Source organism: Caulobacter sp. DMC95, from assembly GCF_056313785.1.
Map to the genome: position 1 here is coordinate 234,943 of NZ_JBQUZP010000006.1, position 25,295 is coordinate 260,237.

The 25,295-nt window shown below is 67.2% G+C and carries 24 protein-coding genes; 15 read left to right on the forward strand and 9 right to left on the reverse strand.

What is annotated here, in order from left to right; translation table 11 throughout:
• Positions 1–53: 53 nt before the first annotated feature.
• Positions 54–983, forward strand: coding sequence for an outer membrane protein assembly factor BamD (locus ACT53N_RS15540; RefSeq protein ID WP_476064744.1), 930 nt, complete (start codon positions 54–56; stop codon positions 981–983).
• 83 nt (positions 984–1,066) lie between these two features.
• Positions 1,067–2,773, forward strand: a complete 1,707-nt coding sequence (gene recN / locus ACT53N_RS15545) for a DNA repair protein RecN (protein ID WP_476064745.1) — start codon at positions 1,067–1,069, stop codon at positions 2,771–2,773.
• Here recN and ACT53N_RS15550 read toward each other — a convergent pair.
• Positions 2,770–3,999 (reverse strand): hypothetical protein, encoded by a 1,230-nt coding sequence (locus tag ACT53N_RS15550; RefSeq protein ID WP_476064746.1) that lies wholly within the window; start codon positions 3,997–3,999, stop codon positions 2,770–2,772. The genes recN and ACT53N_RS15550 overlap by 4 nt on opposite strands.
• A 163-nt stretch (positions 4,000–4,162) precedes the next feature.
• On the opposite strand from ACT53N_RS15550, the gene crcB reads away from it, so the two are divergent.
• On the forward strand, positions 4,163–4,546 hold the full coding sequence (gene crcB / locus ACT53N_RS15555; RefSeq protein ID WP_476064747.1) for a fluoride efflux transporter CrcB: 384 nt from the start codon (positions 4,163–4,165) through the stop codon (positions 4,544–4,546).
• A complete protein-coding gene (locus ACT53N_RS15560) occupies positions 4,543–5,538 on the forward strand; it encodes an RluA family pseudouridine synthase (protein WP_096050962.1) in 996 nt (331 codons plus the stop codon). Before crcB ends, ACT53N_RS15560 begins: the two co-directional genes overlap by 4 nt.
• A 176-nt stretch (positions 5,539–5,714) precedes the next feature.
• Here ACT53N_RS15560 and ACT53N_RS15565 read toward each other — a convergent pair whose 3' ends face one another.
• Positions 5,715–6,950, reverse strand: a complete 1,236-nt coding sequence (locus ACT53N_RS15565; RefSeq protein WP_476064748.1) for a DUF1501 domain-containing protein — start codon at positions 6,948–6,950, stop codon at positions 5,715–5,717.
• Positions 6,947–8,392, reverse strand: a complete 1,446-nt coding sequence (locus ACT53N_RS15570) for a DUF1800 domain-containing protein (RefSeq protein WP_476064749.1) — start codon at positions 8,390–8,392, stop codon at positions 6,947–6,949. The genes ACT53N_RS15565 and ACT53N_RS15570 overlap by 4 nt, the downstream gene beginning before the upstream one ends.
• Positions 8,393–8,447: 55 nt before the next feature.
• Here ACT53N_RS15570 and ACT53N_RS15575 point away from each other — a divergent pair, with 55 nt between their 5' ends.
• From ACT53N_RS15575 to ACT53N_RS15585, 3 genes are all read left to right on the forward strand, one after another.
• Complete coding sequence (locus ACT53N_RS15575) at positions 8,448–9,173, forward strand: ATP12 family chaperone protein (RefSeq protein ID WP_476064750.1); 726 nt, start codon at positions 8,448–8,450, stop codon at positions 9,171–9,173.
• Positions 9,170–9,496, forward strand: a complete 327-nt coding sequence (locus ACT53N_RS15580) for a YnfA family protein (protein ID WP_476064751.1) — start codon at positions 9,170–9,172, stop codon at positions 9,494–9,496. Before ACT53N_RS15575 ends, ACT53N_RS15580 begins: the two co-directional genes overlap by 4 nt.
• A gap of 128 nt (positions 9,497–9,624) precedes the next feature.
• Positions 9,625–11,157, forward strand: coding sequence for an acyl-CoA carboxylase subunit beta (locus ACT53N_RS15585; protein ID WP_476064752.1), 1,533 nt, complete (start codon positions 9,625–9,627; stop codon positions 11,155–11,157).
• Between the two features lie 96 nt (positions 11,158–11,253).
• Here ACT53N_RS15585 and amaB read toward each other — a convergent pair whose 3' ends face one another.
• Entirely contained in the window at positions 11,254–12,777 is a 1,524-nt protein-coding gene (gene amaB / locus ACT53N_RS15590; protein ID WP_476064753.1) for an L-piperidine-6-carboxylate dehydrogenase, read from the reverse strand.
• Positions 12,778–12,884: 107 nt separating this feature from the next.
• Between amaB and folD the strand changes: the two genes are divergently transcribed.
• The 3 genes from folD to ACT53N_RS15605 are packed head-to-tail and all read left to right on the forward strand — an operon-like array spanning position 12,885 to position 15,560.
• Positions 12,885–13,778 (forward strand): bifunctional methylenetetrahydrofolate dehydrogenase/methenyltetrahydrofolate cyclohydrolase FolD, encoded by an 894-nt coding sequence (gene folD, locus ACT53N_RS15595; RefSeq protein WP_476064754.1) that lies wholly within the window; start codon positions 12,885–12,887, stop codon positions 13,776–13,778.
• Positions 13,778–14,137 carry a c-type cytochrome gene (locus ACT53N_RS15600; RefSeq protein ID WP_476064755.1) on the forward strand — a complete coding sequence of 120 codons (360 nt, stop codon included), beginning with the start codon at positions 13,778–13,780 and terminating at the stop codon, positions 14,135–14,137. The genes folD and ACT53N_RS15600 overlap by 1 nt, the downstream gene beginning before the upstream one ends.
• A gap of 16 nt (positions 14,138–14,153) precedes the next feature.
• Positions 14,154–15,560: a D-arabinono-1,4-lactone oxidase gene (locus ACT53N_RS15605; protein ID WP_476064756.1), complete on the forward strand. Its 1,407-nt coding sequence runs from the start codon at positions 14,154–14,156 to the stop codon at positions 15,558–15,560.
• A 108-nt stretch (positions 15,561–15,668) separates the two neighbouring features.
• On the opposite strand, the gene ACT53N_RS15610 is transcribed toward ACT53N_RS15605, so the two are convergent.
• The 3 genes from ACT53N_RS15610 to ACT53N_RS15620 form a co-directional block, all read right to left on the reverse strand.
• Positions 15,669–16,157, reverse strand: coding sequence for an Hpt domain-containing protein (locus tag ACT53N_RS15610; protein ID WP_476064757.1), 489 nt, complete (start codon positions 16,155–16,157; stop codon positions 15,669–15,671).
• Between the two features lie 105 nt (positions 16,158–16,262).
• Positions 16,263–17,045: an NAD kinase gene (locus tag ACT53N_RS15615; RefSeq protein WP_476064758.1), complete on the reverse strand. Its 783-nt coding sequence runs from the start codon at positions 17,043–17,045 to the stop codon at positions 16,263–16,265.
• A gap of 31 nt (positions 17,046–17,076) precedes the next feature.
• Positions 17,077–18,162 carry a DUF2336 domain-containing protein gene (locus ACT53N_RS15620; RefSeq protein ID WP_476064759.1) on the reverse strand — a complete coding sequence of 362 codons (1,086 nt, stop codon included), beginning with the start codon at positions 18,160–18,162 and terminating at the stop codon, positions 17,077–17,079.
• Positions 18,163–18,327: 165 nt separating this feature from the next.
• On the opposite strand from ACT53N_RS15620, the gene glpK reads away from it, so the two are divergent.
• From glpK to ACT53N_RS15640, 4 genes are all read left to right on the forward strand, one after another.
• Positions 18,328–19,818, forward strand: a complete 1,491-nt coding sequence (gene glpK, locus ACT53N_RS15625) for a glycerol kinase GlpK (protein WP_476064760.1) — start codon at positions 18,328–18,330, stop codon at positions 19,816–19,818.
• Positions 19,819–19,888: 70 nt separating this feature from the next.
• Positions 19,889–20,932 (forward strand): SMP-30/gluconolactonase/LRE family protein, encoded by a 1,044-nt coding sequence (locus ACT53N_RS15630; RefSeq protein WP_476064761.1) that lies wholly within the window; start codon positions 19,889–19,891, stop codon positions 20,930–20,932.
• Positions 20,839–22,035 (forward strand): Gfo/Idh/MocA family protein, encoded by a 1,197-nt coding sequence (locus ACT53N_RS15635; RefSeq protein ID WP_476064762.1) that lies wholly within the window; start codon positions 20,839–20,841, stop codon positions 22,033–22,035. Before ACT53N_RS15630 ends, ACT53N_RS15635 begins: the two co-directional genes overlap by 94 nt.
• Positions 22,032–22,868 carry an alpha/beta hydrolase gene (locus tag ACT53N_RS15640; protein ID WP_476064763.1) on the forward strand — a complete coding sequence of 279 codons (837 nt, stop codon included), beginning with the start codon at positions 22,032–22,034 and terminating at the stop codon, positions 22,866–22,868. Before ACT53N_RS15635 ends, ACT53N_RS15640 begins: the two co-directional genes overlap by 4 nt.
• A gap of 6 nt (positions 22,869–22,874) precedes the next feature.
• Here the strand turns inward: ACT53N_RS15640 and pip are convergent, their stop codons facing one another.
• Positions 22,875–23,864 (reverse strand): prolyl aminopeptidase, encoded by a 990-nt coding sequence (pip, locus tag ACT53N_RS15645; RefSeq protein ID WP_476064764.1) that lies wholly within the window; start codon positions 23,862–23,864, stop codon positions 22,875–22,877.
• An 88-nt stretch (positions 23,865–23,952) separates the two neighbouring features.
• Here pip and ACT53N_RS15650 point away from each other — a divergent pair, with 88 nt between their 5' ends.
• Positions 23,953–24,213, forward strand: a complete 261-nt coding sequence (locus ACT53N_RS15650) for a low temperature requirement protein A (protein ID WP_476064765.1) — start codon at positions 23,953–23,955, stop codon at positions 24,211–24,213.
• A 1-nt stretch (position 24,214) separates the two neighbouring features.
• Here the strand turns inward: ACT53N_RS15650 and ACT53N_RS15655 are convergent, their stop codons facing one another.
• Positions 24,215–25,207: an alpha/beta fold hydrolase gene (locus ACT53N_RS15655; protein ID WP_476064766.1), complete on the reverse strand. Its 993-nt coding sequence runs from the start codon at positions 25,205–25,207 to the stop codon at positions 24,215–24,217.
• Positions 25,208–25,295 lie beyond the last annotated feature (88 nt).

A 25,295-nucleotide genomic window follows, 5' to 3' on the forward strand; every position in this document is an offset into this window, starting at 1 on the left:
ACGGCGTGGTGTAGAAGCCTTGCACGGCGCAGGGGCGCACGTTTGCTTCGAGGGTGAGAGAGTCCGTGCTTCGTATTTTCCAGGGACGTTCGGCCGTCACGATCGCCGCTGTCCTCGTCGCCGCCTCGGTGGCGGGCTGCGCCGGCAAGGCCAAGAAGCCGACCCTCGCCTACGAAGAGCGTCCCGTTGAGCTGCTGTATTCCACCGGCGCCGACCGCCTGGACCGCGGCAACTGGAACGAAGCCGTCGACTATTTTCGCGAAGTCGAGCGCCAGCACCCTTATTCGGAATGGTCGCGCCGCTCGATCCTGATGACGGGCTACGCCCACTACATGGGCAATCAGTACGCTGAGGCGATCGGTGACGCTGACCGGTTCATCTCGCTCTATCCCGGCAATCCGTCGGCCCAATACGCCTTCTATCTGAAGGCCATCTGTTACTTCGAACAGATCGTCGACGTGAACCGCGACCAGGCCGCGACCGAGCAGGCGCTGGCCGCATTGCGCGACGTTGTTCAGCGGTATCCGAGCACCGAGTACGCCACGGACGCCCGCCTGAAGATCGACATGGTCAACGACCAGTTGGCCGGCAAGGAAATGGCTATCGGGCGCTGGTATCTGAAGAACGGCCAGACGCTGGCGGCGATCGGCCGCTTCAAGACTGTGATCGAGCGTCACCAGACAACGTCACATACGCCCGAAGCGCTGTTTCGTCTGGTGGAGTCCTATCTGACGATCGGTCTCGCCGAAGAGGCCAAGCGCAACGGCGCGGTGCTGGGCTACAACTTCCCGGGGGATCGCTGGTACGCGGACGCCTACAAGCTGCTCAACGACAACGGCCTGCGCCCGGCGGTCGAGCCTCTCAAGGCCGGCGCCAAGCGAAATGCGCTGGAGCGCATCCTGTCGAAGGACAAGAGCACGACCCTGGCGCCTCCCGGTGAGCGCAAGGCCAAGAAGGGTCTGCTGGGGCCGCTGGGCATGTAGATCGCAGCGGGATCACCGGTTGGTCCCGTTTCGTTCCGCCTTTGCGCTTTGAAAAATACTGATTCCCGGCGATCTTGCGACCCATGCTGATCGGCCTATCCATCCGTGACGTCGTGCTCATCGAGAGCCTGGATCTCGCCATCGGTGAGGGGCTCACGGCGCTGACCGGTGAAACCGGCGCGGGCAAGTCGATCATACTCGACGCCCTTGGTCTGGCGACCGGCGCGCGGGCCGATGCCGGACTGGTTCGCCGAGGGGCGACGGGGCACGCCTCGGCCACCGCGATCTTCGCGTTGCCCGCCGACCATCCCGCCTTCGCCTATCTCGACGACAAGGGTCTGTCCTACGCGCGTGACGAGGACCTCGTCCTGCGTCGACAGTTGTCGCCCGATGGCCGCTCGCGCGCTTTCGTCAACGATCAGGCCACCAGCGTGGGCGTGTTGAAAGACCTGGGCGCACTGCTTTTGGAGGTGCATGGGCAGCACGAGACCGTCGGCCTGCTGGACCCCAAGACCCATCGGGGGCTGCTCGACGTGTTCGGCGGGGTCAGTCTGGGCGCCGTCGCCTCGGCCTGGAGCGCCTGGCGTGCGGCGCGCGACCGGGCCGATGAGCTTCGTGACCTGGCCAGCCGCGCGACGGCCGAAACCGAGGAACTGACGCTTCGCCTGTCCGAACTGGATCGGTTAGACCCTCGCGAGGGTGAGGAGGCCAGTCTCGCCGAGGAGCGCGCTTTGCTGAGCTCGGCGGAAAAGGCCATGGCCGACATCGCCTCGGCTCAGGACGCGTTGGGCGGCGACAACCTTTCCGGCCGTCTGGCGCAAGCCTACCGTGCTTTGGAGCGGGCTCGCGATCGCGCGCTGCAGGCTGGCGCTCCGGCCGAGGGGGCGGCCATGACCCGTCTGTCGGCCGCCTGCGATGCGGTGGACCGGGCGCTGGTCGAGGCGCAGGAGGCCTCGGCCGCCATCGACGCCGTGGCCGAAACCTTTGAGTTCGAGCCGGATCGCCTGGAGAAGGCCGAAGAGCGCCTGTTCGCCCTGCGCGGCATGGCGCGGAAGCTGAACGTGTTGGTCGATGACCTACCCGCCAAGCGCGCCGAATTCGCCGCCCGCCTTCAGGCTATCGAGACCTCCGAAGACGCTCTTCGGGCCGCCAACAAGGAGGCCGCCGAAGCGCGCGAGGCCTATCTTTACGCCGCTGAGGCGCTCTCGGCCGAACGCCGGGCTGCCGGCGACGCGCTCGCCAGGGCCGTCGAGGCCGAGCTGGCTCCGCTGAAGCTCGAAAAGGCCAAGTTCCGCGTGGCGCTGGAACCGCTCGCCGAAGACCGGGCCGGCCCCTCGGGACTGGACCGGGTGGCCTTCGAGATTTCCACCAATCCTGGCGCGCCGTTCGGACCGATGGAGGCCATCGCCTCGGGCGGGGAGCTTGCGCGCTTCGCCCTGGCGCTGAAGGCGGCGCTGGCGGGACGGGGCGGTGGGCCTCAGCCCTTGATGATATTTGATGAAGTCGATCAAGGCGTCGGCGGCGCCGTCGCTGACGCGGTGGGGCTGCGCCTGAAGCGCCTCGCCGCCAACGCCCAGGTTCTGGTGGTCACCCACTCGGCCCAGGTGGCCGCGCGGGGGGACGCGCATTGGCGGATCTCGAAATCGGGCGACGACACCTCGACCCGCACCAAGGTCGAGCCGTTGACCATCGTCCAGCGGGAGGAAGAGATCGCCCGGATGCTGTCAGGCGCCGAGGTGACCCAAGCGGCTCGCGCCGCCGCGCGGGCCCTCCTCAGTCTCGAGGTTTAAGCTGCGGCCTGCTTGGCCAGGGGATAGGCGGCTCTCAGCGAAGCGTGGGTGAGACCGGCCGTTTCTGCGGCGGCGAAGTAGCCTTCTGCGGGCAGGCCTTGGAGGATAGTCATCGGCGCCAGGCCACGCGCGCTGCCGCCAAAGTTCATGATGTCCATGGCGATCTTCGCCGCCTCGCCCGACAGATCCGATCCATCGAGCGCCAATCCGGCCAGACGTGCGTCGCGTAGCACGCGCAGAGCTTCCTTGTCCGGCGGAACGCGCGCGATCACGCCGCGCGTCAGCGCGCGCAGCAGGCCTACGACCTCCAGCAGGCGTCCCGCCGGGGTGCCGCGGGTGACATCCACCAGCTCGATCATCACGCCGCCGCGTAGCAGGCTCAGCGAAAGACCAGCCGTGCCCGTCAGCAGATCGCGGCCGCGCTGTGTGCCCAGGGTGCGGAACGACGCCGGCAGGATCAGCTCCGGCGTGTTGGGCCCCTGCGCTGATCGCGCGAATACGGCCGCGTATTTCAGGGTCGACTCGTCCATGAAGGCGACGTCGCGGTCCGACAGTTTGGTCAAGGTTCGGGCCGAGGTCTGCCGCCCGCTTGCCAGGTGGGTAACCATCGGCTCGATGCGCACGGCCGTGGTGATGTTACGCCGAAGGCTGATCACGTGCTCCAGCGTGAAGTCGACCCGCAGGGCGGCGCCGCCCGCTGTGGTGAAGGCGACGGGCGTGCGCCGGGCTTCGTCCGCCGGCTCGACCGCGATGCGGACGGGGGAGCGAGCCGAGTCGCGTCGAGCACGGGCCGCCAGCACGATCGCCGGGTCGATACGTCGGCAGACGGCCGCGCCGTCCTCAAGACCGATGACCGACCGGATCCCCAGGTCCGTCAACGAGGCCGCGCCCAGGAGATGGGTCAACACGTCCTCAAGGATCTTGACGCTCGTCGCCTGCGCGGCGAGGCCTTGATCATGGTTCATCGCGATCAGGAACTCGCTGTCGGAAATCCGGGCGCGAAGATCCTGCCGGTCCAGGTGATCGTGGAGCTTGCGTTCGACATAGGTCCAGACGTCGGCGCGCTTGTGGCTCCACCACTCGCCGGCCCAGGCGCGGATCGCCTTGATGCTGATGACGTTCACCGAACCGCGCGCGACCAGGTCCGTGCCCGCCAGACGCTGGATGACCGGCGTCGGAAGAGCCACGCGTTCGCTCGCGTTCGATGCTGGAGTGTCGAAGGGCATGGACCTGACGCTTTTAATTCGCCTGAAGAGTGCCGACGGCGCGCTTAACCTCTCGTTTGGAAATAGGGTTTCCGACCGGGTTTACCGTGAAAGAAACCCGGGAAAACCAAGGGAACGACGGTGGGCGCTTGGCGTTCACGGCCCCTCGGCGCATAAGGCGTTTATGAACAAGCTGCTCCTGGTGGCGGCCGGCGGGGCCGTCGGGTCCGTCGCGCGCTATCTGGTGGGCGTCGGCGCGATGCGGGTCATGGGACCCGGCTGGCCGTACGGAACCTTCACGGTCAATGTCGTCGGCGGCTTCCTGATGGGCTGCCTGGCGTCCTGGCTGGCCCACAGAGGCAATGGCTCGGGCGAGCAGTGGCGCGTGCTGCTGGGCGTCGGCGTCCTGGGCGGGTTCACAACATTTTCGTCGTTCTCGCTGGAGACCGCGCTGATGATCCAGAAGCGCGCCTACGGCCAGGCGTTCACCTATTCCGCCGCGAGCGTCCTTCTGGCGATCGCGGCCCTGTTCGCGGGCCTTCTGCTGGCCCGGAAAGTCTTCGCATGAGCACCAAGGAAGTCCGCACCCTGTACGTTGACGCTGGCGAGGACGGGGTCCGTCTCGACCGCTGGTTCAAGCGTCGCTGGCCGCACCTGAACCATATCCAGCTGAACAAGCTGTTCCGCTCCGGCCAGGTCCGCGTCGACGGCTCGCGCGCCAAGGCCGACACCAAGCTGGCGGCGGGCAGCCAGATCCGCGTGCCGCCGCTGCCCGACGCGCCCGATCCGTCGGATAAGAACAAGCTGTCGCCGCGTGACATCGCCTACGCCCGCTCGCTGGTCCTCTACGAGGACGAAGAGGTCCTGGCCCTTAACAAGCCGGCGGGCCTGGCCGTGCAGGGCGGCACCAAGACCACCAAGCATGTCGACAAGCTGCTCAGCGCCTGGGGCGAGGGCGTCGATCGTCCGCGCCTGGTCCACCGCCTGGACCGCGACACCTCGGGCGTGCTGCTCTTGGGAAAGACGCCGTCGGCCGCCGCACGCCTGTCGGGGGCCTTCGCCAAACGCAAGGCGCAGAAGACCTACTGGGCGATCGTGGCGGGCAATCCTCACCCGACCGAGGGCGTGATGGAACTGCACCTGGCCAAGCGCGGGGTGGGCGATCGTGAGCTGGTCGTGCCGGCCCAGCCCAAGGATCCCGACGCGCAACCCGCCGAAACCGAGTTCGTGACGATCAGTCGGGCCGGGCCGCGCGTGACCTGGATGGCGCTGCGCCCCCACACCGGCCGCACCCACCAGCTTCGGGCGCACATGAAGGCCATGGGCCACCCGATCCTGGGCGATCCCAAGTACGGCGACGAAAAGTCGGCCCCGCTGTCGGAAGGGCTGAAGCTGCAGCTGCACGCCCGCTCTATCCTGCTGCCGCACCCCTCGGCCGGCATGCTGCACATCGAAGCGCCGCTAAGCCCCGAGATGCAGGAAGGCTTCCGCAAGTTCGGCTTCTCCGAAGACGAGGCGGACGCCGAACCGTTCGCCCGGCGTCAGACCAAGCGACGCTGATCGCGCCGCTTGGTCCCCCACCTGCCGCGCCCTGCATGGGGCGCGGGTCTCCGCTATGCGCGGATCTCTAGAGCCTGTCTGGTTTAGATGGGATCATCTAAACCAGATAAACAGTCTCTAATTCATAGACTTAGAGCGCGTTAGGTTTAACCGCTTACACTTAAACCTAACGCGCTCTAGACGAGGCCCGTAATGGGTCTGGCGTTTGTGCTGTCCGGAAAAACCTTGCTCTCGAGGATGGCGTGGTCGACGCCGATGTGGTCGGCCAAGACGCCTTTGAAGAGGCTGCGGACGTCCAGCGTCGGCGCGGTGTCGCGGCTTTCGAACAGCGCCTTATCAGCCAAGCCTGGCCAGTCGCCGATGATCCCGCCGCGCTTCAGCGCGCCGCCCAGGATGAGGCCGGTCGAGGCTGTGCCGTGATCGGTGCCGCCGGTGCCGTTCACCCGTGCGGTTCGGCCAAACTCGGTGACGACGAGCACCACGGTGTTCTTCCACTCGGAGCCCAGGCCGCTGTGCAGGCCATCGAGCACCGCGTCCATATAGGACAGGCGGGTGGCGATCTGTCCGGGTTGATTGGCGTGGGTGTCAAAGCCGTCGAGCGAGACGGCGGCGATCTGCGGTCCGCCCGCCTGGGTCATGAAGCCGCCTAGCGTTGATCCGAGCCTGCGCGCGGTCTCCACGCCGCCGCGGTTTTGTCCGCCCGCGCCCATCGCGGGGATCATACCAGCCATGGCGGAACCGCTGGCCTGTGCGGCCATAGCCGTCTCGGCCATGGCTTCGGTTTCCAATCCGCGCGCAAACGCGGGGCCTAGAAGCGGGTCCGACCTGTAGAGATCCTGCAGCAGGGTGGGCAGGCGCGCGGCTTCGTCGACGCCCTTGCCGGGAGACCAGCTGGCGGCCTGGACCTTGCCGCGCAGGATCAGCGGCGCAGTGGTCCCGACCGACAAGCCCCCGACCTTGCGGATCGGCGTCAGGGCTTCCAGCGTCCGGTTCAGCCAGCCCGTCTCGGCCCCATAGACCTTCGCCGAGCCGGTCTCCAGCACATCCTGGGCCTCGAAGTGCGACCGGGCGCGGTCGGGGCTGGCGATCGCCGGGGCGATGCGGGCTTGGCCCTTCTGCGCCAGGGCGAAAACAGACTTCAACTCCGGATGCAGGCCGAAGGTGTCATCCAGCATCAGCACCTGATCGCGGCGCATCGCGATCGAGCCGCGCAGGGCCTCGTAGCTTTGATCCCCGACCGGCGGTGACACCGACAGTCCGTCCATGCCGCCCCGACAGATGACGACCACCAGCTTCTTGCGCGCCAGGGCGCTTTCAGAGGCCGCGAAGGCCTGGGCTCCGAACAGGTTGACGCTAAAGCCCAGGCTCGCGCCAAGGCCGAGCAACGAGCGACGGTTGACGGTGGCGGTCATCGACGTTGGAACTCCGGGCTCATGATCAGCAGGGCGAAGGCTTCTCGACGGGTCTCGGCCCGGGCGACGGCCTTGGCGACCGGCGGTGTCAGCCGTGCGCCGAGGGCTGAAGCAGCCAGAGCGTTGGGATCCGTACGATCGGCGACGGCGGCGGCGAAACCTTGCGCCCACTGCATGCGCTTGATCAGCGCGTCGGGCGCCGCCCAGGTCTCGGCGTCTTCGGGCCAACCCTTGGGAGAGGGGGGCTCAAAGGGCTTCTGGCCCAGGCTGTTCAGGATCGGCGCGATGCGCTCGAACGCCGAAGGTTCGGCGCCGATCACCCGCCAGGTCGACACCGTAAACTCGTAGGGCGTCTTGAACTTGGCGGGCGCCGGGTCCCAGGCTTCCGGACTTTCGACCAGGGTTCGGGCCACCGCCGCCAGGTCACCGCCTGTGGCCATCCAGCGTTGCTCCAGTCGTTGGACCAGCGACGTGGGCGGGACGTCAGCGACGAAGTGGCGGGCGATCTTGCCGCAGACATGGCGGGCGGTGCGAGGATCGGCGGCAAGGTCGCGCAGGGCCGCCAGCGGCTGAGCCATCCCTTGTTGGCTGTAGCGACGACCCAGGATCGTCCGCGCGCCGGGTTCATGGGCCTGTTCGCGGAACAGGAACTGACCGGCGCGGTGTTCCTGCTCTCGACCGATGGAAAAGCCTGTCAGGGCGCGTGCGAACTCGGTGACGTCTGTCTGGCTATAGCCTGCGTCGATCCCGACGGTGTGCAACTCCAGGATCTCGCGCGCCAAGTTCTCATTCAGCCCGGCTGTGGCGTTGTTGCGGCGACGCGCGGCGAATTCGGCGGCGCGGCTGTTTGGACCGATGGACTGGGCCTGGTCCAGATAGGTCAGCATGGCCGGATGGGTCGAGGACGCCACCAACAGGTTCTCGAAGCGGCTGAACACATGGGGACGGATCGCTTCGCGCTCGAACGGACCGACGAGCACCGAGGTGAGCTGCTTGGTGGCCGAGACGGTGAAGTGATTGGCCCAGAAGAGCGCCCAGCGCTCGCGGAAGGGCGTCAGCGTACTGGCGCCAAGGCGGGCGCGCGCCAGGAAGTCGCCCCCAACTTTCTGGCGTAGGTCGCGCTGGGCGCTGATGAAGGCCTGGGCGGCCATTTTGGTGTCGTCCTCGCCGACCTTCCGCTGGCGCTCGGCGCGTCGCTGCTGCTGATAGGCCCGCATCTGCTCGAAACGAGCGCTGGCGGTCTCACCATCGTCCTGCGGAAGATCAGCGCCCTCGCGGCGGATCTGGGCGATCAGGAAGCCTTGCGGATCGGCCTTGGCGGCCTCGATCTCGCCGGGACGGGCCCCCAGCCCAAAGCGCGTGGCGGCTATGGCGGCCATCAGGTCCTTGGTGGGCAGGCTCAAGCAATGCTCTCCCTTGCGCGACAACGCGATCTTGCCCATTCAACGCCTGTCCGTCGCCGATCCGTCGCGGATGATCGCGAAAAAGAGCCTTCCTGTGTCCGACAAGTCCGAATTGCTGCTGAAGCCCAAGCGCTTCTACAAGACCGCCGCCGCTGTGCAGGTCGACGGCGGGTTTGCGGTGCAACTGGACGGCCGCACCCCCAAGTCGCCCGCCAAGCGGCCGCTGGTGGCCCCGACCCAAGCCCTGGGCGAGATCATCGCGGCCGAATGGGAGGCGCAGGTCGAATACGTCGACAACAGCCTGATGCCCGCGACGCGTCTGGCCTTCACCGCCATCGACCGGATCGCCGAGACGCGCGCCGAGGTCGCCCGGGAGATCACCGCCTACGCCGCCTCGGATCACCTCTGCTATCGCGCGGAAAGCCCCAGGCCCCTCGTCGAGCGACAGCAGCGCGAGTGGGACGCGGTGCTGGCTTGGGCCAAGGCCGAACATGGCCTGCTGTTCACACCCGTCGCTGGGATCATCCACACGCCGCAGCCGCCGGCCACCCTGGCGTCGGTTGAAGCCCTGGCCCTGACCCTGGATGATTTCGCCTTGGCGGGCGTGGCCTTCGCGGCGGGGCTCTTTGGATCGACGGTTCTTGCGCTTGCGGTGCACGCAGGACGCCTGACGGGCCAGAGCGCGCTGGACCTTTCGCGCCTGGACGAAATCTATCAGGCCGAGCAGTGGGGAGAGGACGCCGAAGCCCAGGCGCGCGCCCAGGCCCTGGGCGTGGAGGCGGCGATGATAGACCGCTGGTTCGCCGCGTTGCGGCATTGACCAGCTTCGCGATCTACGGCCTTGCGGCGCTTGCCGAGATCGCGGGATGCTTCGGCTTCTGGGTCTGGCTCAGGCTCGGCAAGTCGCCGGGCTGGGCGGTGCTGGGGGCGTTGTCGCTAGTGATCTTCGCGCTGCTTCTGACGCGGATCGAAGCCAGCGCGGCGGGACGCGCGTTTGCGGCCTATGGCGACGTCTACATCATCGCGTCCCTGGCGTGGATGCGGCTGGTGGAAGGCGCTCGCCCTGATCGCTGGGACCTCGTCGGCGGCGCGATATGCTTGGTTGGAGCGGCCCTGATCCTGTTCGGGCCACGGACAAACTGAGTCCCCGACCGAAAAGCTATGCTGCGGTGCCGCAAGGTCCGCCTTGCGCCTCGGCTCCGGCCTCGCTACGGCTTGGTCATAAGGTGGAAGAACCGCCAGATGAACGAACCGGGCAGGGGAGTACGCGCGTGCAGCACATTCTCGAGGAACTGGAGCGTCGTCGCCAGCAGGCCAAGGCCGGGGGCGGCGAAAAGCGCGTCGAAGCGCAGCACGCCAAGGGCAAGCTGACCGCCCGCGAGCGGATCGACCTCTTGCTGGACGAGGGCTCCTTCGAGGAGTTCGACATGTTCGTCGAGCACCGCTGCGCCGACTTCGGCATGCAGGACCAGAAGATCCCCGGCGACGGCGTCGTGACCGGCTGGGGCACGATCAACGGCAAGGTCGTCTACGTCTTTTCCAAGGACTTCACCGTGTTCGGCGGCTCGCTGTCGAACGCCCATGCCCAGAAGATCGTCAAGGTGCAGCGCCAGGCCATGAAGGTCGGCGCGCCGGTGATCGGCCTGTTCGACGCCGGCGGCGCACGGATCCAGGAGGGCGTCGACAGCTTGGCTGGCTACGCCGACATCTTCGTCGAGAACGTCATGGCCTCGGGCGTCATTCCGCAGATCAGCGTGATCATGGGCCCCTGCGCCGGCGGCGACGTCTATTCGCCGGCCATGACCGACTTCATCTTCATGGTGAAGGACACGAGCTACATGTTCGTGACGGGCCCGGACGTCGTGAAGACCGTCACCAACGAGGTCGTCACCGCCGAGGAGCTGGGCGGAGCGCGGGTTCACGCGGCCAAGTCGGGCGTCGCCGAAGGCGCGTTCGAGAACGATCTGGAGGCCATGACCCAGGTCCGCCGCCTGATCGACTTCCTGCCCTCGTCCAACCGCGAGGCGGCGCCCGAGCGTGAAAGCTTCGACGAGCCGCTGCGCGAGGAGATGAGCCTGGACACCCTGGTCCCGGCCGATCCGACCAAGCCCTACGACATGAAGGAGCTGATCCTGAAGGTCGTCGACGAGGCGGATTTCTTCGAGATTTCCAGCGAGTGGGCCAAGAACATCATCTGCGGCTTCGCGCGGATGGACGGCGAGACGGTCGGCATCGTCGCCAACCAGCCGCAGGTGCTGGCCGGGGTGCTGGATATCGACTCCAGCCGCAAGGCCGCGCGGTTTGTCCGTTTCTGCGACGCCTTCAATATCCCGATCGTCACTTTCGTGGACGTGCCGGGCTTCATGCCGGGCACCAAGCAGGAGTACGGCGGCCTGATCAAGCACGGCGCCAAGCTGCTGTTCGCCTATGCCGAGGCCACCGTGCCGAAGATCACCGTCATCACCCGCAAGGCCTATGGCGGCGCCTATGACGTGATGAGCTCAAAGCACCTGCGCGGTGACCTGAACTACGCTTGGCCGACCGCCGAGATCGCGGTCATGGGCGCCAAGGGGGCGGTGGAGATCATCTTCCGCGCCGAGGCCAAGGACCCCGAAGCGCTCGCCGCCCGCGAAGCCGAGTACAAGGATCGCTTCGCTAATCCGTTCGTGGCGGCTTCGCGGGGTTACATCGACGACGTGATCATGCCCCACGGCACCCGTCGCCGCATCGTGCGCGGCCTGAAAAGCCTGAAGGGCAAGGAGCTCTCCAACCCCTGGAAGAAGCACGACAATATCCCGCTGTAGGCGGGGTTGGAGCGCATCCAGCCAGACCTACGCCGTTAGACCGCAAAGGTTATCGGGGGAGGCTTCCGGAGCCTCCCCCTTTTCTTTTTGCAAGCTCTACAGATCGAACCGCACGCCCTGCGCCAGGGGCAGGGCGCTGGAATAGTTCACCGTCGCGGTCTGGCGACGCATGTACTGCTTCCAGCTGTCGGAGCCGCTCTCGCGGCCGCCGCCGGTTTCCTTCTCGCCGCCAAACGCGCCGCCGATCTCGGCGCCCGAGGGGCCGATATTGACGTTGGCGATGCCGCAGTCGCTGCCGGCGGCGGACAGGAAGCGCTCGGCCTCGCGGACGTCGTTGGTCATCACGCAGGAGGACAGCCCCTGGGGCACGTCGTTCTGGATCGCGATCGCCGCCTCAAAATCCGTGTACGGAACGACGTGCAGCAAGGGTGCGAAGGTCTCGCGCTGCATGCACGGCGCAGGCGCGGACAGGCGGGCGAGGGCGGGGCGCACATAGTAGGCCTCGGGGTGTTCATCGATCAGTACGCGTTCGCCGCCGGCGACGGTTCCTCCCTCGGCGCGGACCTGGTTCATCGCAGCGATGAAGGCGTCATAGGCGGCCTTGTCGATCAACGGGCCCAGTAGGGTCTTGGGATCGCGCGGGTCGCCGACGGGAAGGCGCTGGAAGGCGCTCTCGACCGCGTCGCTGACCTTGTCGACCAGGCTCTCGTGGACGATCAGGCGGCGCAAGGACGTGCAGCGCTGGCCCGCCGTGCCCGCCGCGGAGAAGACGATGGCGCGCAGGGCTAGCGAGAGGTCAGCCGAGGGCGCGACGATCATGGCGTTGTTGCCGCCCAGCTCCAGGATAGAGCGGCCGAAGCGCTCGGCGACCATGGGAGCGACGGCCCGGCCCATGCGGGTGGAGCCGGTGGCGCTGACCAGCGGGATGCGCGGATCGCGGGCCAGCCGCTCGCCGGCGTCGCGGGCGCCCAGCACGACCGACGACAGCCCCTGCGGCGCGTCGCCGAAGCGGGCCAGGGCGCGCTCCAGGATCGCCTGGGTGGCCAGGGCCGTCAGCGGGGTCTTTTCCGACGGCTTCCAGATCACCGGATCGCCGCAGACGAGCGCGAGGCAGGCATTCCACGCCCAGACGGCGACGGGGAAGTTGAAGGCGCTGATCACGGCGACCGGACCCAGCGGATGCCAGGTCTCGCGCATGGCGTGGCCGGGACGTTCCGAGGCGATGGTCAGGCCGTGCAGCTGGCGCGACAGGCCCACGGCGAAGTCGCAGATGTCGATCATCTCCTGGACCTCGCCGGCCGCCTCTGAGGCGATCTTCCCAGCTTCCAAGGTCACCAGGGCGGCGAGCTCAGCCTTGGCGGCCCGCAGCTCTTCGCCGAACAGTCGCACCAGTTCGCCACGACGCGGGGCGGGAACCACGCGCCAATCGGCGAAAGCGCGAACGGCGGCGGCGATCTTGGCCTCGATCTGCCGGGCGTCGTCGAAGCCGACGTGGGCCAGGTCGGCGCCGTCGATGGGGCTGCGCACGGACTCTCCCGCGTCGGCGGGCAGCGGCGGCGCCCCCAGCTTGGCCAGGATCTCGCGGGCATGGATGGCGGGGGACGGGAAGGGCTGAGTCATGGCCAGAGGACACGCCGCAGCGGGAAGGCGGTCAAGCCCTTGGCGAGCGCGCGCCGTTGCGAGTCTCGCGCCCAGCGGCTAGGGACGGACAAAGCAGGAGAACCCCCATGGCGCAGGCGAAACTCATCGACGGTAAGGCCTTCGCGGCCGATCTGAGGGCCAAGATCGCCGAGGAGGTCGCCGCCCTGAAGGCCGAGCATGGCGTGACGCCGGGCTTGGCGGTCGTGCTGGTCGGCGAGGACCCCGCCAGCCAGGTCTATGTCCGCAACAAGGGCGAGCAGACCACGGCGGCGGGCATGTACTCCGAGACCCATCGTCTGCCGGAAACCACCACCCAGGACGAGCTCTTGGCGGTCGTCGCCAAGCTGAACGCCGATCCCAAGATCCACGGCGTGCTAGTGCAGTTCCCGGTGCCGCCGCACATCAGCCAGATGGACGTCGTGGCCGCTCTGTCGCCTGACAAGGACGTCGACGGCCTGACCGTAACCAACGCTGGACGCCTGGCCAGCGGTTTGCCGGCCCTGGCGCCCTGCACGCCGACGGGCTGCATGATGTTGATCAAGGACGCGATCGGGGATCTGAAGGGCAAGACCGCCGTGGTGATCGGCCGCTCGAACCTGATGGGCAAGCCTATGGCCCAGATGCTGCTGGCCGCCGACTGCACGGTGACCATCGCCCACTCGCGCAGCCAGGACCTGCCCTCGATTGTCCGCCAGGCCGACATCGTCGTGGCCGCCGTCGGCCGGGCTGAGATGGTCAAGGCCGATTGGGTCAAGCCCGGCGCCGTGGTCATCGACGTCGGCATCACCCGTTTCCCGGCCCGCGATCCGGAAGCCGCCGCCGCTGGCAAGACCCGGCTTGTCGGCGACGTCGCCTTCGACGAGGTTAAGGAGGTCGCCGGCGCGATCACGCCGGTTCCGGGGGGCGTTGGACCGATGACGATTGCTTGCTTGCTGGCCAACACGCTGACGGCGGCCAAACGCCTGTCGGGGATCGCCTGATGCGCGCGGCGCTGGTTCTGGTCGCCGCCGCCCTCGTCCTTTCGGCTTGCGGATCGAAGATCCCGCCGCCGCCCACGCCAGAGCAGGCCCTGGCGCTGCGCCCGGCTGATGCGCGGCTGGCGGGCCTGTACGAGACCTCGTGTCACGCCTGTCACGCCATTCCGGAGACGGGCGCGCCGCTGGTCCATGACCGCGCCGCCTGGGATCCGCGTTGGAAGCGGGGCGAGGCGATTTTGCTGGATCACACGATCCAGGGTTTCAACGCCATGCCGGCGACCGGCCAATGCGCGACTTGCACGCCGGACGATTTCAAGGCCCTGATACGCTTCATGGCGGGGCGAGACGACTCCGCGTCTTAAGATACGGGGAGGCGTCATGATCTCGCGGCGTGGGGCTCTGATCGCGGGCGGAACGGGAGCGGCGGTGGTCGCCGGCGGCGCGGGCGCGGCTTACATGGTCGCCACCGGGGACAAGCCCGAACCGCCTTCGCCCGCTTCGGTCAATGCGCAGGGCAAGGTTCTATGGCGCAACTGGTCGGGCGTTCAGCACGCCTATCCCGCCGCCCGTCTGGCCCCCAAGGACGAGGGCGAACTGGCCACTGCGCTGAAAGTCGCCCAGGCGCCGATCCGCCCCGTCGGCTCGGGCCACTCCTTCACGGCCCTGGCCCCGACCGACGGCACGCTCGTTTCGCTGGACTCGATGTCGGGGATTGTCGGCTGGGAGGGCGACCAAGCGATCGTCATGACCGGCACCCGACTCGGCGCGCTTGGCCCCCTGCTGGCCGAGAAGGGGCGGGCGCTGCCGAACCTCCCAGACATCAACAAGCAGTCGCTGGGCGGCGCCTTGGGCACGGCGACGCACGGCACGGGGGTCAAGCTTCCGGCCATGCACGGCGACGTCACGGGCCTGCGACTGGTCACGCCCTCGGGCAAGATCATCGACGCCGACGCGACCAACAATCCCGAGATCTTCCAGGCCGCCCGCGTGTCGCTGGGCGCGCTGGGGGTGATCAGCCAAGTGCGGATACGCACCAGCGCCAACCGCCGCCTGCGTCGCCGCGTGTGGCTGGAGCCCTTCGAGGAGGCGATGGCCCAGGCTGAAGGCCGCTGGGCCCAGCATCGCAACTTCGAGTTCTACGCGGTCCCGTTCACCGGGCTGGCGGTGAACATCAGCCATGACGAGACCGACGATCCGGCTGAGGCCCGCGGTCCCGACCAGGATGTCGAGTTCCTGCAGGCCCTGAAGGGACTACGAAACCTGCTGGGCTTCGCCACGCCGTTGCGCAAGGCCGCCGCCAAGGCGCTCTTGTCTTCGGCCAAGCCTGAGACCGCTGTTGACGAAGGCTGGAAGCTGCTCTCGACCGAACGCCCGGTGCGATTCAACGAGATGGAGTTCCACCTGCCGGTCGAGAACCAGTTGAAGGCCTTGGACGAGGTGATGCGGGTGATCGAGACGGAAAGACCCGATGTGTTCTTCCCGATCGAGGTGCGTCGCATCGCGGGCGATGACGCCTGGCTGTCGCCGTTCCATGGGGGCGCGCGCGGATCGGTGGCGGTGCACGCCTACTACCGCGATGACTTCAGCTTCCTGTATCAGCTCATCGAGCCCATCTTCCGCCGCTACGAGGGGCGTCCGCACTGGGGCAAGCTCCATACGCTGCGTGGCCGGCAGCTGGAGGCGATCTATCCGCGCTGGAAGGATTTCCTGGAGGTCCGCCAGGACCTGGATCCTGAGGCGCGGATGCTCAATCCTTACCTCAAGGGCCTGTTTGGCCTGATGTAGCAAGAGCGTAACGCCGAAGGTGTGAACCGGCTTCGGCGTCACGCTCTAAGTATTTGATTTAGATCCGCGTTATCGCGTCAAAACGATTCCGTTTTGACGCGCGAGGCTCTAGCCGGCGGCGCCGAGGTAGTCGGCGACGCGCGCCTCGAGCTCGGTGCAGAGAGCCTTGCCGACCGGGTGGGTGTCGACCTTGATGTCGTCCCGAACGCACGCCTTGATCGCGTCGATATGGGCGTCAACGAGGAACATCGGGGCCTTGAGGCGCGTGTCGGGATCGTCGATCAGCTTGCACAGCGAAGCCGCTAGTCGCGTGATCAGTGGGAATTCGTAGGTCGCGCCCAGACCCTTCAGGTCGTGCGCCCGGAGATAGAGGGTCTCAACCGTCTGGGCGTTGAGGCCCTCGGTCTTCACCGCCTGGCGCGCAGCCTCCAGCTTGACGATCTCGTCGTTGAGCCATTGGGCGAAATTGCCCGACAAGCTCTTGAGCGCGGCCTCGGCCTTGGCGATCGCGGCCATGTCGATGCCGCCGCGCCCGCCCACCTTGAGCTTGAGCATGTTCGGCACCTGGATCACCTCGGCGGTGGTCTTATTGGTCACTCTTCGCCTCCCCAGCGGCGGTACAAGTTGGGTATGGCTAACATAGCAGGCGTTAATATTAGATGAGACCGGGGTTTTTGTGCGACTCAACGTCTCAGGTCTTGCTCAAGCTGAAAACTGTTCGGCCAAGACGCGCTCCTCCAGGCTTCGTCCGGCGTCGAAGAGCATGGATAGTGACGTCCCGCGATCCTCGGAGATGTGCACCTCCATCACGTCGCGAACCTCGAAGTTGTCCGCCACCGCGCTGACGGGGCGCTTGTCGGCTTCAAGAATCTCAAAGGTGACCCGAGCGGACTGCGGCAGCAGGGCTCCGCGCCAACGGCGGGGGCGGAAGGCGCTGATGGGGGTGAGAGCCAACACGCGGCCGTCGATCGGGATGATCGGGCCATGGGCTGAAAGATTGTAGGCGGTCGAACCCGCCGGGGTCGCCAGCAGCACGCCGTCGCAGACCAGTTCGCCCATCCGAACCTTGCCGTCGATCGAGATGCGCACCTTGGCGGTCTGGCGGGTCTGGCGCAGAAGCGAGACCTCGTTGATCGCCAACGCCCGATGCTGGGTGCGCCGCGCGTCGATGGCGACCATGGCCAGCGGATGAATCACAGCGCGCTCCGCAGCGTTGATTCGCTCCAGCAGCCCGTCTTCGCTGTACTCGTTCATTAGGAAGCCGACCGAGCCGCGGTTCATCCCGTAGATCGGCGTCTGGGTGGCGATCGCCTCGTGCAGGCTTTCGAGCATGAAGCCGTCGCCCCCAAGGGCGACGATCACCTGAGCGTTTTCAGCCCCGACATCGCCATAGCGCGCCGCAAGTCGTTCCCGGGCCTCCTGGGCCTCGGGTCTGTCGCTGCACTTGAACGCCAAGCGAGTCACGAACGGTTGCGGCTGATACATGCGGCCAAGAGGCGGGAAGGCCGTGGTCTTGTCAAACCTGTCCGACGGCCTGCCGGAACGCCATGCCGGCAATGTCCGGCGTAAAGGGCCCAAAGGCGCTGGCCGCGCGCCGTACGCCCTCGTCCCCGCCGCCAGGTCGGCCGCCGTTCAGCTGCCGCACATGTTCCAGGATCGTCGGGAAGACGCTGCGATCGATCCCGACGGCCGAACAGGCCAACGCCAGGAGCTCGGGGCGACTGGTGTCGATGGCCCGCCGGATCTGTCCCGGCTCAAACTTGCCCAGCCGCGCCAGGGCCATGACAAAGAGCTGGAGGCGGCCTTCCCGCAGAACCCGCAGAAGATAGCCCGGGCGAAGCTGGCCGGCCGAATCGAGCTTCTCGATCAACGACCGTTCCATCTCTTCACGATCCTCATCGACCTCCACCGGGGCGACGATACGATCGCTCTCGCCCTTATGAGCGGCCTGAAGGGCTTCGTTGACGGCGGCCTGCATGCGCGCCGCGTCGAGCTGGAAACGCGACGTCAGCGCGTCGCGAAGCGCGCGACCGACCAGCAAATAGAGTTGCTCGGCCAGGTCGCTGGACAGCTTCGGGTGCCGCGCCAGCGGAGACCGCAGGGCCACGACGTCGCGTGAGCGGTTGACCAGACGGCCCATGGCGTCGGGTGAGATCTCGGCGGTGTCGTTGGACGCCAGGGCGGTCATGACCGCCGGCTCGTCCCGGCTGATGATCGCTTCCACGACCGGCGCCTTCAGATGGGGACGTCGGGCGATCTCGATCTGGTGCTCCAGCGTGGCCTGAACCAGCAGGCGGATCAGGTCATGGTCCTCGAGCACCGGACTACGGGCGATGATCGGCCGCGCGATCTCGATCTCGTCGAGGGCCATGATGTTGATCAGGGCCGAAGGGGCCCAGTCGGCGTCGGCCAGCCGTTCGGACAGGCGTTTGCGAATGTCGCGCTCGGCTTCGACCACCAGGGTCATGAAGATCGAGTTCAGCAGGGCCTGGATATCGGGATGGGTGGGCTCGCCACGGGCCTGGCCCGCCTCGCATAGATCGACGATGCCGCTCAGCAGTCGTTCCCGATCACCGGGTTCACGACTACGCGCCAGCGTCATGAGCGAAGCGATTTCGACGGTCTGAATGGCCCCGCCTCCACGAATCCGGAAGGTTCGATGAGGATGACCTTGCGGCTCGCAAATGAAAACATGCTTAAACAGCTCAAAGCCGCCGACGCGGCGTTACGCGTCGAGATGTCGCAAGTCTGAGTGGAGGAACCGCCGATGGCGCAAGACCTGATCCTGGCCCTGGACCAAGGGACCACCAGCACGCGCGCCATCCTCTTTGACCGCTCCGGCACGGCTCTGGGCGAGGCGTCTCGCCCCTTGCGGCAGAGCTACCCTGCCGACGGCTGGGTCGAGCATGACGCCGAAGAGATCTACGCCGCCGCCGTCGCCGTGCTGCGCGAGGTCACGGAAGCTTCCGGCCGCGCCGCAGACATCGCCGCGATCGGAATCACCAACCAGCGCGAAACCGTGGTGGTCTGGGACCGCGCCACCGGGCGTCCGATCCATCCGGCGATCGTCTGGCAAGATCGCCGCACCGCCGACGTCTGCGCGCGCCTCAAGGCTGACGGGCATGAGCCAAAGGTCACAGAGGTCACGGGTCTGCTGCTGGACCCCTATTTTTCGGCGACCAAGATCGCCTGGATCCTCAACAAGGTTCCCGGCGCGCGGGCCCGTGCGGAGGCAGGGGAGCTGTTGTGCGGCACCATGGACTGCTGGGTGATCTGGCGGCTGACCGGCGGCGCCGTGCATGCGACCGACGCCACCAACGCCTCGCGCACCCTGCTGTTCGACATCGGCGCGCAGGCTTGGTCCAGCGAGATGCTGGCGCTTTTTGATGTGCCGTCGGCGATCCTGCCGCAGGTGCTGGACTGCGTGGACGACTATGGCGCCACGCGGGCTGACATCCTGGGGCGCGCTGTTCCGATCCGTGGCGTTGCGGGCGACCAGCAGGCGGCGCTGATGGGGCAGGGCTGTGTCGCGCCGGGCCAGATGAAGGCGACCTACGGCACCGGTTGCTTCATGCTGATCAACACCGGAACCGACCGCGCCGCCTCACGGGCGCGCCTGCTGACGACGGTCGCCGCCCGGGTTGGCGGCAAGACCACCTATGCGCTGGAAGGATCGATCTTCGTCGCGGGGGCGGCGATCCAGTGGCTGGGCGAGGGCCTTGGGATCACCGGCGGCCCTCGCGCCGCCGAGGCCCTGGCTCGCGCGGCCAAGCCCGATCACGCGGTGGTGGTGGTTCCCGCCTTCACCGGTCTTGGCGCGCCGTGGTGGGACGCCGACGCGCGCGGCGGGATCTTTGGCCTGACCCGAGACGCGGGTCTGCCCGAGATCGCCGCCGCCACCTTCGACGCCTGCGCTCTGCAGACGCGGGACCTGATCGAAGCGATGCGCGCCGATGCGCCCGGAGCGTTCGGTGAAGCCGCGCAACTCCGGATCGACGGCGGGATGTCGAAAAGCGCCTGGTTCTCCCAGCGCCTGGCCGACCTCACCGGTCTTTCGGTGCGACGGGCCAGCTATCAGGAGACCACGGCCCTAGGCGCGGCGCTGTTCGCCGCCGTCGGGTCCGGTCTCTATGCTTCGATCGAGGAAGCTGCGGAGGCCAGTCCGGCCGCAGAGACCCTGGCGTCGGCGATGGACGAACACGCTCGCGAAGCCGCTTACGCGCGATGGCTCGACGCGGTGCCGCGCGTTCGACTTTAGTCGATCCCCGGTTGCGGTGACATCGCTGTCATGGTCTCTAGCCCGCAAACAACCATAAGCGGAGGCCGCCATGACCACTCGACGCGCCATGCTCGGCGCAGGTGTCGCCCTGATCGCGGGGGCGCAGGGGTTTGGAGCCCTGGCGGCAATCGCGGACTATCCCAGGATCGGCCGCATCCGCCGGCTTTCGCCCGACCTTGATGCGGTTCTCGACGCCAACGCGCCGATCGAGCAGTTGGCCGATGGAGTGACCTGGGCCGAGGGGCCCGCCTGGGTCGCGAACGGCGGCTATCTGCTGTTCTCCGACGTGCCCGGCAACGTCATGCACCGGTGGGACGCCAAGGGCGGCAAGACCGACTTCCTGCGGCCCTCCGGCTATGACGGTCCGCCGACCAAGATCTTCCGCGAGGCCGGCACCAACGGCGCGATCATCAGCACGGCGGGTGAGTTGCTGGTTTGCGACTGCGGCAACCGCGCCGTGGCGCGGATCGACCTTCAGACCCGCAAGAAAACGCTGCTGGCGACGACCTTCAACGGCAAGAAGTTCAACAGCCCCAACGATCTGGTGGAGGTTCGTCATGGGCCGCTGAAGGGCTCGCTCTACTTCACCGATCCGCCCTATGGCCTCGAAGGGGTGGATGCGTCGCCGGCCAAGGAGCAGGCTTTCAACGGCGTCTATCTGCTGCGGCCGAACGGCGAGGTGGCCCTGGTCGATGGCTCACTCAGCTTCCCCAACGGCGTAGGCCTGTCACCGGACGGTCGGCGTCTGTACGTCGCCATCTCCGATCCGAAGCGTCCCGTGATCATGGCCTATGACCTGGGAGCGGACGGGCTACCGACGGCCTCGCGCGTATTCTTCGACGCCTCGGACCTCCTGAAGGCCGGCGGGCCTGGCCTGCCGGACGGCATGAAGGTCGACGCCCAGGGGCGGCTCTTCGCCAGCGGGCCGGGCGGCATCCTGATCCTGACGCCGGACGCCAAGCTGCTGGGCGTGATCGAGACCGGCTTTCCGGCGGCCAATTGCGTGTTCGGCGAGGACGGCGGGACGCTGTTCATCACCTCCAACCATCTCGTGGCGCGGGTGCGCACCAAGACCAAGGGGCTGGGGCGCTAGCGATGGAAACGATCAGCAAGAGAAGTCTTCTCGCCGCGGGCCTGGCCGCTGGCGTCGCAGGGCTGCCGCGCAGCGCCTTCGCCGCTCAGCCGGGCCGTAAGCTGGGCTATGCGATCCTGGGCCTGGGTTACTACGCCACGCGGATCATCATGCCACGCTTCGCCGAGTGCGAGCACTCGCGTCTGGCGGCGTTGGTCAGCGGCACGCCCGAGAAGCTCAAGACCTACGGCGAGCAGTACGGGATCCCCGAGACCCATCGCTACAGCTACGAGACCTTCGACAAGATCATCGACAATCCCGACGTCGACATCGTCTATGTGATCACGCCCAACAGCCTGCACCGGACCTTCACCGAGCGAGCCGCCAAAGCCGGCAAGCACGTGATGTGCGAGAAGCCGATGGCCAATACGGTCGCTGACTGTGAGGCGATGATCGCCGCCTGCCAGAAGGCCGGTCGCAAGCTGATGATCGGCTATCGCAGCCGCTTCCAGGCGCACAATATCGAGGCCATCAAGCTGGTGCGCGACGGCGCGCTAGGGCCGGTGCGCACGGTGGTCACCGACCACGGCTTCACGATCGGCGATCCCAAGCAATGGCGTCTGAACAAGGCTCTGGCCGGCGGCGGCAGCCTGATGGACATCGGCATCTACAGCCTGAACGCCGCCCGCTACCTCTCGGGCGAGGAGCCTGTGGCCGTCAACGCCGTGGAGTCCACGGACCGATCCGATCCCCGCTTCGGTGAGGTGGAGGACATCATCAACTTCCAGCTCCTCTTCCCGTCGGGCGCCACGGCCAACTGCGTGTCGGCCTACAGCGTCAACTGCAACCGCTATCGGGTGAGCGGGCCCAAGGGCTGGGTCGAGATCGATCCGGCGACCAGCTATCAGGGCCAGGCCATGCGCGCGCAGCTGGGCGGACCGCCCGCGCCGCGTGAACCGGCGCCGCAGCTCAAGAACCAGTTCTCGGCGCAGCTGGACCATCTGTCGGAATGCATTCTGACTGGCCGTGACCCGATCGTCGACGGCCGCGAGGGGCTGAAGGACCTTCGCGTAATCGAAGCGATCTACCGCGCTGCGCGCGAGGGACGGACAGTCAGGCTGTGAGGGCGCTGGTACTGATCGCGGCGCTATTGGCGCCGACGGCGGCGCTCGCGCAGCAGCAGATTCCGCTTTGGCCCAATGGCGCGCCCGGTTTCGAGAGCCGCAAGGCGATCCCGGAGCAGGCGGCCGACTATTGGCTCAAGGGCGTGAACAACCCCTCCATCACCGCCTATCTCCCACCGAAGGAGGTCGCCACCGGCGCGGCCTTGGTCGTGCTGCCCGGCGGCGGGCATCGGATCCTGGTCATCAACTCCGAGGGCGCGGACGTGGCCAAGGTGATGAACCCCAAGGGTGTGGCGGTCTTCGTGGTGAAGTACCGTCTCTTCCGGGAGGAGGGCTCGCCCTACACGATTGATCATGCTCGCCAGGACGCGGTCCGCGCGGTGCGGTATGTGCGCGCCCACGCCGCTGAGTTCAGCGTTGATCCCAAGCGGATCGGCCTGATGGGCTTTTCGGCCGGCGGCGAGGCGGTCAATCTCGCTGTCTATCAAGGCGCGGCGCAGGATCCGAAGGCGGATGCGATCGACGCGGTCAGCGCCCGTCCGGACTTCCAGGTTCTGGTCTATCCCGGACCGCTGGGCGTGCCGCAGTCGGTTCCCTCCGATGCGCCGCCGGCCTTCATCGTGGCCGCGAACGACGACGAGTGCTGTTCGGCCCCGCCCGTGGCGCTGCTGAACAAGTTCCGGGCCGCCAAGGTTCCGGTGGAGCTCCACCTGTTCCAGTCGGGCGGCCATGCGTTCAACATGGGCTTGCGTAGCCAAAAGGCCGCGCTCAAGGCGTGGCCGGACCGGCTGTACGACTGGCTAGCGGACAACGGTTGGCTGAAGGCCGGCTAGAGCCCGCTAGCTGACCAGGGCGGCCTCAGTGGCGCGCACGAGGCCGTCGATGACGCCCGGCTCGGTCGAGGCGTGGCCGGCGTCCCAGACGATGTCGAACCGCGCCTCGGGCCAGGCCTTGTGCAGCCGCCACGCGCTGTCCAGAGGCGTCACCACATCGAACCGGCCCTGGACGATCCAGCCGGGGATGTCGCGGATCCGGTCGATGTTCTTGAGGATCCAGTCGTCCTCGTCGAAGAAACCCTTGTGGGTGAAGAAGTGACTCTCGATCCGCGCGAAGGCGATCGCGAAGTCTTCTTCGTTGAATTTGGCGGGTCGTGCTTCCGGGCCTCTGAGCGAGATGGTGTCGCCCTCCCACTGGCTCCAGGCGGCGGCGGCCTCAAGCTGCACCCGGCGGTCTGGCGCGACGAGGCGGCGGTGATAGGCGGCCATCAGGTCGCCACGCTCATCCTCGGGGATAGGGGCCAGGAACCGCTCCCAGGCGTCTGGAAACAGCATCGAGGCGCCGTCCTGGTAGAACCAGCGGAGCTCCTTCTCCGTCAGCAGGAAGATGCCGCGCAGCACCAGGCCCTCGACCCGCTCAGGGTGCTTGATCGCGTAGGCCAGCGCCAGGGTCGAACCCCAGGAGCCGCCAAACACGGTCCACTTCTCGACGCCCAGGTGCTTTCGCAGGCGCTCGATGTCCTCGATCAGGCTCCAGGTGGTGTTGTCGTCCAGGCTGGCGTTGGGGCGGGACCGACCGCAGCCACGCTGATCAAACAACGCCATGCGCCATTTGGCCGGATCGAAGAAGCGTCGCATGGTCGGATTGACCGCACCGCCGGGACCCCCATGCAAGATCACGCACGACTTGCCGCGCGGATTGCCGCATTCCTCGTAGTAGATCTCGTGCGGACCGCCGGTGGGCATCCAGCCGAACGAAAACGGCTCGACCTCGCGGAAGAGGCCGCGGCGACCGACGGAACTCATTGCGGTAGCGGAAGCGTAGCGATCCATGCCCGGAGTCTAGCGCGTTCGGCGCGGGGTTGTGAACGGCGGATCGCGCCGGGTTCATGCCTTTCGTCAGCTTCTGTATGCTGAGCGCATGACTCAGATTGCGCCTGAAGATTATTCCGACGACGAGCTGCTGGCGATGCTGAAGCCGGCCCAGCTCGCGGAACTGAATCGCCAGATCGGCGAGATGTTTGGAGCCGAAGGCGTGGACCGGGTCGAGGCCCTGTTCGCCATGGCTAACGTCTATTCCATGCGCGCGGCTGAACGCGACGAGACCTCGGCCCTGGCCATGCTGCAGCTGGCCGCCGCCATGCGTCGCCGCGCCCAGGCGATGGTCGACGCCCGCAGCTGAGCTACAGCGAGAAGCGGCGGTCCAGCCAGTCCAGAAGCGCTGCGTTCACCTCTGCCGGCTTTTCCTGCTGCGTCCAGTGACCGCTGCCTTCGATCAGCACCTTCTCCAGGTCGCTGATCTGGTCGCCCATGCGATCGGCCATGGCGGGCGGCAGCACGACGTCCAGCTCGGCCATGATCATCAGGCACGGAATGCCGTCGATCCGGCGCGGCAGGTGTTCCGAGCGCTCCCAGTTGCGGGTGAAGTTACGGTACCAGTTGATGCCGCCGGTGAAGCCGGTGCGCTGGAACGCCTGGACGAAGAACGCCAACTCGTCAGGCGTCAGGAACTGGTTGTCGTCCGAGGAGGGCTCGTAGTGGGCCAGGGCGGTCTGTAGCGCCAGGCTGCGGCGCTCGGCCGGCTGCGCCAGGAAGTCCTCCTGCGTGCCCTTCGGCTTGCGCATGAAATAGCGGATGGTCTTCTCGACATCCGCGCCTAGCTGCGCGTCGGCGACGCCCGGCTTCTGGAAGTGGACGATGTACATGTCGTCGCCATAGGCGTTGCGGTACATCTGGATGGGGTCCAGCGGCAGGCGCGGGAAGAAGGGCGTGTTGAGCCCGATGATCCCTGCGACGCGGTCAGGATGCATCAGCGGCAGTTGCCACACGACGATGCCGCCCCAGTCGTGACCGACGAAGATGGCCTTCTCGACGCCGAGGTGATCGAGCAGGCCGACCAGGTCGCCGGTCAGATGCTCCATGTCATAGGCCTCGACCGCTTCGGGACCTGGGGTAAGGCCATAGCCGCGCTGATCGGGCGCGATCACCCAGCGGCCGGCGGCGGCGAGGGCGGCGATCTGGTGACGCCATGAGAAGGCCAGCTCCGGGAAGCCGTGGCAGAAGATGATCGGCACGCCCTGGCGCGGACCGGCCTCGTAATAGGCCATCCGGATGCCATTCACGTCGGCGTACTGCGGGGCGGGGAGAGCCGGGTGCCTCGGAAGGGTGTCCGTCATGAGCGCTGTCTCCCGTCGTTTCTAAGTGATTGCCGATAAGCTGCTGCGTGCGAACGAGCCCGGCAAGCGTCATTTGAGGTTTCCGTAG